The following is an 11,304-nucleotide window of genomic DNA, read 5'->3' as shown; positions in this document are numbered from 1 at the left end:
CATAAATATTCCTTCAACTGCACACATCAAGGTGGGCAGGTGTCCTTAATCGTCCATCTCTATTTTTTTTATTTTCTCTTCTGCCTTACCAAGCAGTCGCTTTGTTAATGAAATGTTTCATATCCTTTTTACTGTATATTGCATGCAAAAATCAAGGGCTAGGGAATATTAATAATGTCTAAACTTGAAGGTGGGGGGATTTTTTATGACGTCAATAAGAAAATAAAACATATGTATCAGATAGATAAGGCATACAGAAAATCACGCAAACAAGATTAATTAATTACGTAAAGACTCAATTTATATCTGATTGAGCAAGTTAATTTCATTCGAACTCAAGTTTAAATCTGCAATTTAGCCTCTGGACTATAATTACTACTAACGTCATATCGGCTTCAAGAGGCAACAAAATGGCTATTTCTACCCGATTAAATGAATATTTGCAGGATAATGAAGTGAACTATGATCTTGTCTCTCATCCCCATAGTTTTAATTCCTTGAGCTCGGCCATCGCGGCTCAGGTATCACCGGCTCAATTGGCAAAGGCGGTGATCTTAGAAGATCATGAAGGACGTAAGATGATGGCAGTGTTACCCGCTAACCATAAAATCAGCCTAGGGGCACTGGGGGATAAACTCAATCGGGACCTACACCTGATGAAGGAGCAGGCTGTCTATCAAATATTTAATGACTGTGAGAATGGGGCTATTCCCCCCTTAGGAGGCGCTTACAACTTAGAAGCGGTTTATGACGATCTCTTAGTGGAGGCTAAAGATGTCTATTTTGAGGCCGGAGACCATAGCAGCTTAGTCCATATGAGCCGAAAAGATTTCGTCAAACTGATCAAAGATGCTAAACACTTAAGGTTCAGTCATCAAAATATACATTAGATTTGGCAGGAGAAAAATTTAGCCAGTTAATTTAACTCGAAGAATTAACTGGCTAGTTGGATTAAGAAAAACCATAGAGGTCTTGCTTATACCTTAGCGCTGATCTTGCCCAGTCGAACCTCTGTTCACTGGCTAATACTTCCATATTTAGCCACTTGTCACTGTTATATTCCCCGAGAACATCGGCAAAACGCCCCAATAGATTCTCAGCTTTTCCAGCAAGACTATCACCAAAAAACAAATAACCGGTCTCATTGTCGGCCACAGTATCTCGCAAGCCCCCCACTCCATGAACCAGGCAAATTTGCCCCGCCTTCATCGCCAACATCTGACTTATTCCACAAGGCTCAAAAGAGCTTGGCATCATAAAGAGATCGCCATTTAGATACAGGGCATCGGATACAGCCTCATCATAGCCATTGAGGAATATGAAATTAGCGTACCTGGAAGCTATAGCACTAAAATCACTGGCTATTTTAGCGTCTCCGCTGCCTAACATGATGAATATCCCCTCTGGATGCTCCAAAGCTAGAGCCTGTAATATTGACTCTAACACTGAGACTCGCTGGCCATTAGCCAGCAAGACTCTCTGGCGCAAAATAAGCACCTTCTGATCCGTCAGCCTACCCACTGAAGTGACTAGCATGCTTGGCTCAGTCTGAGGATATGTTAACTGCTTGTCTACTGACTGCAGTCTTGATAAATGCACACCTTTTGACAGCCAGGCGCGCCTCAAGAGTCCTGAAATTCGCGTCAGGGCTATCAGATCACAACTGGCAACCCACTGCTTATCTCCCTGCCAGCCCATGAGCGCTGACTCCATCAGTTCCAACAGCCCGAGCCAGGTATCATTTTTCCCAAGCCTGTATTGATCTTGTTTATTGCCAGCCTCCTGAATGCTCGCTATCTTCTTAGCAGATGCACCACTAATCCCCTTATCTCTAAGCTTATCTCTGACACTGGCTTTATCGCTCTCCTTAACACCTGTAGCATCGGCAAGATCATCGTAGACACAGGCGTTTAATATCCCCACCAGGGCACCTGAGTCTTGTTTACGCAGCAAATCTGCCTCCAAGCCTTCACCGCCAAAGAAACCGGCATCATGATCTGAGGGTTTCAATACTTCATCGGCATAGGTAGGTGATACCAAATGTACCTTAGCGCACAGATTAATCCCCACTCTCATGGGATTGATGCACTGGGGATAGCGAGGATCTATCACAGTTTCTAGCTGCTCAGGGGATAACTTTTCCAGTAAATCCGGAAACCAGGCACTCAGGGAAGAGGAGTCATATCTGAGTGGGCGTATGCCCTGTATGGCCAGATTGTGTATGGTATAGACACAGGGAATGGCCGATAGTTTTTTAAAGTTTTCATCAAACTGACTCAAGAGAGCAAACATGGCGCTGTGCCAGTCATGGAGATGTATCAGCTCTGGCATAGGCAACAAGTTATCCTTGATCGCCGTTGCAACACTCAGACAAAACAGAGCAAACTTGTTGGCATCCTCGGCGAAGGGCCGCTCGTCACAACCTTGGCTATAGATCTCCTGGGTTTTCCCATTCGACTCTCCATTCGACTCTCCGCCCTGAGTCTCTATGAAGTAGATCACCGCGGCCTCGACTTCAGGGTGAGGAATGCTCAACAGAGAAACACTCTTGCAGCTACCGTTAAAACTGACATTAAATTCAGCCAGTTTAGTGGCGTTAACCGAGCCTGCGAGAAAACCATAACTTGGCATAATCACATCGGCAATCACATCTTGCTGAGCTAAAGCGGCGGGGAGGTCGCGAATAACATCCGCCACACCTCCCACTTTAGCTCTAGGTATAGAGCCATTTTCGGCGGCTAACATCAATACTCGTTTCAATGTTCTTTCCTCATTCCGTTCAAAGTAAAGTGCAGAATCAAGTAGGGAGATTCACTCATAACCTACGGGCAGGCCCAACATGTCTCTTGTCACTAACACCACACCCTTTTCCGAGACCCTAAAGCCTCTTTTTCTATCGTGATCATGGTCATAGCCAATTACAGTCCCCTCGGGAATGATGCAACCACGATCTAGGATGGCATTCTTAATCTTACAATGTCGCTGCACCACCACATCGGGCAGAATCACCGCGCCTTCGACCAGTGAATAAGAGCAGACTCGCACCTCATTAAACAATACACTGCGGCGCACCGTCGCCCCTGAGATGATGCAGCCACCAGACACGATAGAATCTAAGGTCATGCCTCGCCTATCATCATCATCGAAGACAAACTTTGCCGGCGGAAGTTGCTCCTGATAGGTCCAGATAGGCCACTTGGCATCGTATAGATTTAACGGCGGTGTCGGCGTCAACAGTTCCATATTGGCCTGCCAAAATGAATCCAGAGACCCTACATCACGCCAATAAGCTTTTTGGTCATTAAAATCACTGCAAAATGGATAGGCAAAAACATTATGCTCTTGAATAATCGCAGGGATAATATCTTTACCAAAATCTCGCTCAGAGCTTTCATTCTTGGCATCTTTTTTTAGCTGCTCAAACAGAAACTCAGTGTTAAAAACATAATTGCCCATGGAGGCTAAACAAGTTTCCGGATTATCGGGCAGATGTTTAGGCACTTCAGGCTTCTCTTCGAAGCCTAAAATGCGCTGGTTCTCATCGACCTGAACCACACCAAAGGCACCAGCGGCCTCGGCTACCGGCACCTCGAAACAGGAAACTGTCATGTCCGCCCCAGACTCGGCATGGGCGGCGAGTATTCCGGCATAATCCATACGATAGACATGATCCCCAGATAAAATCATCACGTATTTAGGCATCTCTTGACGAATAATATCCATATTTTGAAACACTGCATCGGCCGTGCCTTGATACCAGCTCTCCGAGAAGCGCTGAGATGCAGGTAAGATCTCCACCGACTCGCCAAGCTCCTTCTTAAAGTGTCCCCAGCCTCGCATGATATGACGAATCAGCGAATGAGATTTATATTGAGTCACCACGCCCACACGGCGGATCCCTGAGTTGATACAGTTTGATAGGGGAAAATCGATAATCCTAAACTTACCTCCGAAATAGAGCGAAGGTTTCGCGCGCCACGCTGTTAGCTCATGTAGACGGGAACCTCGGCCCCCGGCTAAGATAATTGCATAGGTATCACGGGTTATATTACTGATATAACGTGGACTCGAATTAGGCATCTGTACTCGCTCCTTGAGATTCATTGCTTAAAGTTAATTGGCTATCAAAGATCAACGTTGGCTGTATTAAGTTAATGTTTCCGACTTCAGGGTACATCATGATTAAGTCCTCCATATTTCATTAGGCTAACTTGAAGATATACTTGGTACTTAACTGGAAAACGGGGGGGCTTGTTGTTCATCATTAAGCTTTCCATATTTCATCCCGGTATGCTGCTATGGTTACATCACTCGAGAAACGGCCACTGCATGCTGTATTGCGAATACTCATTTTTGTCCAATTCTCGGGGTCTTGATAGGCGCTAGCGGCTCGCAGTTGAGCTTGTCGATAGGATTCAAAATCCGCCGCCGTCATCCAAGGATCTGATGGCGACTTGATACTTTCTATGATGGGGTCGAAAATACCGGGTTCCAGTAGATTAAAGTGGCCACTTTCCAGCAGTTTCATCACTTGTTTTAGCGCTGGAGAATCGTTAATAAATTGGCTTGCTTGGTAATCTTCTTGCAGTGAATGGACTTGGTTGGCATTTAAACCAAACAGGAAGAAGTTCTCCTCACCCACCTCTTCGAGCATCTCAATATTGGCACCGTCTAAGGTGCCGATAGTCAGTGCACCATTCATCATAAATTTCATATTGCCCGTACCCGACGCTTCTTTACCTGCTGTGGAGATTTGTTGAGACAAATCGGTTGCCGGACAGATTTTTTCCATTGCTGTGACATTGTAATTTGGTAAGAAGGCAAACCTGAGATAAGGCGTGATTTGAGGATCAGAATTGACCATATGGGCGACATTGCTGGCAAGCTTGATTAACAGTTTAGCCATGGAGTAACCCGGCGCAGCTTTACCACCAATCAAGACGCACCTGGGAACTAACCCATCTGTATTACCTTGGAGGATCTCATGGTATAGGTGGATGACATGGAGTATGTTGAGCAGCTGACGCTTATATTCATGAATGCGCTTAACCTGCACATCGAACATCATTTCAGGGTTAAATTCGACGCCGCATTCTTTGGCTATCATCAAGCTGAGTTCACGCTTATTAGCCAGCTTAACCTCACGCCACTCATTAATCAGCGCCTTATCTTCGGTGAAAGCACTCAGGGAATGTAAGTGCTGCAGGTCCCCAACCCACTGGTCTCCCAAGCGTTTTGTCAGTAGAGCCGCCAGTCTAGGGTTACAGTGTGCCAACCAACGTCTAGGGGTTACGCCATTGGTCTTGTTATTAAATTTTTCTGGCCAAAGCTCATAGAAGTCTTTAAATAAACCCGATGTCAGTAATTGAGTATGCAAACCTGCGACGCCATTGACCGAAAAGCTAGCAACAATGGCCAGATAGGCCATACGTACATGGGGTTCACTGCCCTCTTCGATGATCGACATCTTGGCCAACATGTCACCATCACCTGGCCAGTGGTGGGCCACATCTTCCAGATATCGCCCATTGATCTCATAGATGATCTCTAGCACTCTGGGGAGCATCTGCTCAAACATGCGCACAGGCCAACGCTCTAACGCCTCGGGTAACAAAGTATGATTGGTATAGGCCATGATGTTAGTGGTTATTTTCCAGGCTTGATCCCATTCCAGCGCGTAATGGTCCACCAGCAAACGCATCAACTCAGGTACAGCCACACTAGGATGAGTGTCATTAAGCTGCATAACATTGGCTTTAGCGAAATCGCTAAAATCGGTGCCATTTTGCTTTACCCAGTTATTAAGCAGGTCTTGCAGACTCGCCGAAGACAAGAAGTATTGCTGCCTTAGCCTAAGCTCCTTGCCGTTCTCACTGGCATCGTTGGGATAGAGCACCATAGTGATCTGTTCTGCCAGGTTTTTTCTGGCAACGGCTTCGGTATAGTCTCCCTGATTAAACTCAGTTAAATCAAAATCATCTGTGGCTTCAGACTTCCACAATCTCAGGGTATTAATACGGCCATTGCGGTAACCAGGTATCGGCATATCATAGGCAACCGCCTTTACATCTTGTGTATCCACCCAAGTGACGTGCCGTCTGCCCTGTTTATCGATATAGCTTTCTGTATGGCCAAAGAAGGGCACTGTGACATTATGATTGGGCACCCTGACCTCCCAAGGATTACCATCTTTAAGCCAGCGGTCTGGCCCCTCTACCTGATAGCCATCGACAATTCTCTGGGCAAACATGCCGTACTCATAACGGATCCCATAGCCTGTCACCGCGATATCTAAGCTGGCACAGCTATCGAGAAAACAGGCTGCGAGTCGCCCTAGGCCTCCATTTCCGAGGCCAGCATCCTGCTCTAAACTTTCCAGCGACTCTAAATCCACCGCATATTGACTCAAGGCTTCGCGACTCTCGTCGGTCAATTGCAGATTCAGCAAGGCATTGCCCAGTGCGCGTCCCATCAAGAACTCTAGGGACAGATAGGCGACCTGCTTAGTCTGATATTGGCAGTCTTTAGCTCGGGTCTGACGCCATTTATCCAGCATCAGCTCTTTCACGCTACTTGCTAGGGCATGAAATAGATCGTGCTGAGCATACTCTTCCTGGCCCAGACCATTATTCATATAACGACTCAAGGAAGCCGACAATGAATCACTAGGTTCGCAATTCTGCTGGAATTTAACGTCATCCTTAAGTGGCTTATCCGATGGCTTAGCTTTGGATACTCCTTGGCGCTTAGGGGTACTAACACTCATAAACAGGCTCCTTAAATTCGGCATAAAACAACATCAAACTTCTGTCTTGCAGGCGATATATCGGGTTTAAATCCTTAGAAAGTGACACAGACTCAGAATTTAATTCACTATCTTGAGTGTGTAATAGGCAGCGCCAGGGAGACAGGTTATCAAGCTCAGGCAAACAAAAATCCAGACTCTTCTCATCTGTGTTAAGCATCAAGAGGAGTGCCTGGCGACAGCCCTTTTTCGCCTCAAGTTCACCCGTTATCACCAGGCTCAGACTTCGAGTCTGGGCCTCGCTCCACTGAGACTTGGTCATCACTCCACCTTGGCGACAAAACCAATCTAGCCCGGGAGCATCCACATTGGCGCCCTCATGTATGTATTTATGATGACAAAGCAGAGGGAAACGTTTTCTGAGGTGAATTAACTTCTGGGTAAACTGCAGCTGTGTATTGCTGCCGATATCTTGTTGCCACTCACGCCAACTCAGGGGATTGTCCTGACAATAAGCATTATTATTGCCCAACAGTGAGTGACCGACTTCGTCTCCGGCCAGCAACATGGGCACGCCTTGGGACAGAAACAGAGTCGTGAGTATGTTGCGGCACTGCCTTGCTCTTAGCCTATTAATATCGGCATCATCCGTGACACCTTCGACACCATAATTATGACTGAAGTTTTCCTGGTGACCGTCGCGATTGTCTTCGCCATTGGCCTGGTTGTGTCTCAGGCTGTAACTAACAAGATCCATCAAGGAGAAGCCGTCGTGGCTGGTGACGAAGTTAATACTGGCGGCTGGCGGCCTGCCTGAATGTTCAAATAGATCACTGGAGCCATGAAAACGTCTGGCAAACTCAGGTAAGATCCCAGCATCCCCACGCCAGAAGCGGCGAATGGTATCGCGATACCTGTCGTTCCATTCGCTCCAGCCCATGGGGAATTGCCCCAACTGATAGCCACCTGGGCCTATGTCCCAAGGCTCGGCAATCAAACGTACCTGATTCAGCACAGGATCTTGAGCTAAGGCATCGAAGAAACCTGAACCTGTATCGAAGCCATGAATTTCACGGCCCATACAAGTGGCTAAATCGAAACGAAAACCATCGACCCCCATCACTTCGACCCAATAACGCAGCGAATCCATCACCAATTGGAGTACATTAGGATGGGCAATATTGAGGGTGTTACCGCAGCCGGTATCATTGATGTAATACCTAGGTTCACTGGGACTCAAACGGTAATAACTTAGATTGTCTATGCCCCTGAAACTGTAGGTCGGCCCGAGACGATTGCCCTCGGCGGTGTGGTTATAAACCACATCTAAGATCACTTCGATGCCTGCCTTATGAAATTCAGTCACCATATGACGAAATTCAAGCACATCATCACCACTCAAATAGCTCTGATGAGGGGCAAAAAAACCTATGCTGTTATAGCCCCAATAGTTACTCAGTAGCTTCTGTTGCAGGAAAGGCTCATGGAAGAAACTCTGCACCGGCATAAGCTCGACACTGGTGATGCCCAGATCGGTGAGATAAGTTATCGACTCAGGGCTACCAAGCCCGGCGAAGGTGCCTCTATGGTGTTTGACAATATCTGGGTGCAGTTGAGTAAAGCCTTTGACGTGCAGTTCATAGATGATGCTGCGCCTCAGAGACAGAGGCATCTCATCTTGGCTATCACTTTTTTTCACCGGGAGCACAGGTCCAAGCTGACGATGGTCGACCACACGACACTTTGGCATACTGGCTGCATTGTCAGTCGTGTCAAAGGAGAGATCTTGCTCGCTATCTTCGAGTATATAACTGTAATGGCATGGGTTATCACGGCACTCACCCACCAATTGCTTAGCATAGGGGTCGAGCAGGAGTTTATTGGCATTGAACCTATGCCCAGATAGCGGCTGAAATAAACCGTCGACGCGATAACCATATAACAGACCTTCTCTCGCCCCTTCAAGATATCCATGCCAGATATGTTGCGACTTTTTAGGCAAGATAAAACGTCCTATCTCGTCATTCCCATGCTCATCGAAGATACACAGAGTGACCTGAGTGGCATGGGCCGAGAATAGGGCAAAGTTGACCCCAAGATCATCGATACTCGCCCCTAATGGATAAGGCTTACCGTTAGTTAGCTTCATCTGACTCACCGAACAGCTCTAAGCCTATGGCTGAGTTACTGGCTAAGTGAGACGGCGATAAGACTAAACACCCCAGAGGCGGTACTGTGATCTGGCCACTATTAGTCATATTTTGATATGGAGTATCCTCGGCGAATATCACCCCGGCATTACCCTGCCCACTGCCACCATAATGCTCACTATCGCTGTTGAGTAGCTCTCGATACTCGCAGCCTTGTGGCAAGCCTATGCGAAAACCATGATGAACTTCAGGTGTCATATTGACGATAAATATCAAGTGTTCGCCTTCGGCCTCACCATAGCGGATAAAGCTAAACACACTCGCCTGGTGATTATCGCAATCGAGCCATTGAAACTTATCTGCCCGGGTATCTTGGCAATACAATGAGGGCTGACTTAGATACAGGTGATTAAGATCTTTCACCCAAGCCTGCAGCCCTTGATGGGGGGCATACTGCAGCAGATGCCAATCTAAACTGCGCTCATGACTCCACTCGTCTCTTTGGCCAAATTCATTGCCCATAAACAGGAGTTTCTTACCTGGATGTCCCCACATAAAGCCGAAATATGCCCGCAGACAGGCAAACTTCTGCCAATCATCGCCGGGCACCTTATGTAGCAATGACCCTTTACCGTGAACCACCTCATCGTGACTCAAAGACAGGATAAATTGCTCGCTGAAACAGTACATCAAGCTAAAGGTCAGCTCGTTGTGATGATGACTCCGGTGAATTGGATCTCGGCCCAGATAGCGCAAGCTATCGTTCATCCAGCCCATGTTCCACTTGAAGCCAAAACCTAAGCCAGATTCATCGACTCGCTTGGTCACCCCTGGCCAGGCGGTAGACTCTTCGGCAATCATGACGATTCCCGGAAATGCCTGATATAAACGTTGATTAAGACTCTGGAGGAAGCTAATAGCCTCCAGATTTTCTCGCCCCCCCTCTACATTGGGGAGCCACTGCCCCGGCTCACGGCTGTAATCTAGGTATAACATGGAGGAAACGGCATCGATACGCAGGCCATCGAAATGGAACTCATCGAGCCAATAGCAAGCATTACTCAGCAGATAGCTTTGCACTTCGCCGCGACCATAGTTATAGATCAAGGTATCCCAGTCAGGATGCTCGCCTCGTCTGGGATCTTGATGCTCATACAGGCTAGTGCCATCGAACTGAATTAGGCCATGGGGGTCTTTGGGAAAGTGCGCTGCAACCCAGTCCAGTACCACGGCCAATCCCGCCTTATGACAGGCATCGATAAATGCTTTTAACCCTGTGGCATCACCAAATCTATGGCTAGGCGCGTACAGGCCAACTGGCTGATAACCCCAAGAGCCATCGAAGGGATATTCACTGATGGGCATCAGCTGTAGATGGGTAAACCCCATCTCTTTCACATAAGGAATAAGCTGCTCGATGAGGTCTTGATAATTCAAAAACTGCTCGCCCTCATCCCCCTTACGTCGCCATGAAGCGAGATGAACTTCATAGGTAGAGATTGGCTGATGATGCCATTGCTGCGTTTTACGATACTCAAGCCACTGTTTATCTTTCCAATTATAATTGTTCTTAAGGGGAACCAAGGAAGCATTACCCGGCGCGGCTTGCATGGCTTTAGCGTAGGGATCCGATTTTTCTATACACTCCCCATGCTCAGATATCAGCTCAAATTTATAATGTGCTTGCTCATTAACATCGGGAATAAATATCTCCCATATGCCATTGGCTAAGTGTTGGCGCATCACATGCCGAGTCCCATCCCAATGGTTAAAGTCTCCTACAACAGACACGCGTCTGGCATTGGGGGCCCATACACAAAAATTCACCCCCTCGACTCCTTGGTTCTGCTGCCAATTAGCCCCCAACAGATGATAGGCCTGCTCTAAGCGTCCCTCAGCAAATAAGTAAGCATCGTCTTGATTTAACAAGCTTGGAAACTGATAAGGGTCGATGATCTCTTCGACGCTCAAGGGGTATTCGACCCGCAACTTATACAGGAAAGGTTTCACCCTTCGGCCAATCACCCCAGCAAACAGACCGGTTTCATTGACCCGTTCCAGGCTTGCAAGCTTGCGTCCATCACTCAGGCTGAGTACATCTACATTCAGGGCGCCTGGTAATAAACAGCGAACCAGCAACTGCTTCTTCACCTGAGTCACTTTAGTTTCGGCTTGCTTGCCTTTGGTGCTTTTTGTCGGCGTATCCTTTGGGCTTTCCTGTATATGCATGCCTAACAGAGAAAACACATCGAAATATTCACCATTAAGCAGCGCCATATCGTCGCCGTGATGAAAGTGGGGGGCATTTTGAGTCATCATTTATCTTCCATTAAAGTTAAAATTTGTCAGACTAATCTGCTGTGACGCCGTAAAATTACTGCAAATACATTCCGGCTCAGCCTTAGCCCG

Annotated in this window: 6 protein-coding genes; 1 reads left to right on the top strand and 5 read right to left on the bottom strand. The window is 47.2% G+C overall.

Annotated features, from left to right (window positions below; genetic code table 11):
- The first annotated feature begins 410 nt into the window (after positions 1-410).
- Complete coding sequence (locus SVI_RS05065) at positions 411-890, top strand: aminoacyl-tRNA deacylase (RefSeq protein WP_013050362.1); 480 nt, start codon at positions 411-413, stop codon at positions 888-890.
- A gap of 61 nt (positions 891-951) precedes the next feature.
- On the opposite strand, the gene SVI_RS05060 is transcribed toward SVI_RS05065, so the two are convergent.
- From SVI_RS05060 to glgB, 5 genes are all read right to left on the bottom strand, one after another.
- Positions 952-2,760 carry a glycogen synthase gene (locus tag SVI_RS05060; RefSeq protein ID WP_013050361.1) on the bottom strand — a complete coding sequence of 603 codons (1,809 nt, stop codon included), beginning with the start codon at positions 2,758-2,760 and terminating at the stop codon, positions 952-954.
- A gap of 51 nt (positions 2,761-2,811) precedes the next feature.
- A complete protein-coding gene (glgC, locus tag SVI_RS05055) occupies positions 2,812-4,080 on the bottom strand; it encodes a glucose-1-phosphate adenylyltransferase (RefSeq protein WP_013050360.1) in 1,269 nt (422 codons plus the stop codon).
- 184 nt (positions 4,081-4,264) lie between these two features.
- Positions 4,265-6,766 carry a glycogen/starch/alpha-glucan phosphorylase gene (locus SVI_RS05050; protein ID WP_013050358.1) on the bottom strand — a complete coding sequence of 834 codons (2,502 nt, stop codon included), beginning with the start codon at positions 6,764-6,766 and terminating at the stop codon, positions 4,265-4,267.
- Positions 6,756-8,894 (bottom strand): glycogen debranching protein GlgX, encoded by a 2,139-nt coding sequence (gene glgX, locus SVI_RS05045; RefSeq protein ID WP_049791030.1) that lies wholly within the window; start codon positions 8,892-8,894, stop codon positions 6,756-6,758. Before glgX ends, SVI_RS05050 begins: the two co-directional genes overlap by 11 nt.
- Entirely contained in the window at positions 8,881-11,214 is a 2,334-nt protein-coding gene (glgB, locus tag SVI_RS05040; protein ID WP_013050356.1) for a 1,4-alpha-glucan branching protein GlgB, read from the bottom strand. The genes glgX and glgB overlap by 14 nt, the downstream gene beginning before the upstream one ends.
- Between the last annotated feature and the right edge of the window lie 90 nt (positions 11,215-11,304).

The sequence above is a fragment of the Shewanella violacea DSS12 genome, assembly GCF_000091325.1.
GTDB classification, from domain to species: Bacteria; Pseudomonadota; Gammaproteobacteria; order Enterobacterales; family Shewanellaceae; genus Shewanella; species Shewanella violacea.
Note: the sequence above shows the minus strand (reverse complement) of the source record. Positions and strands in the feature narration are given on the sequence as shown.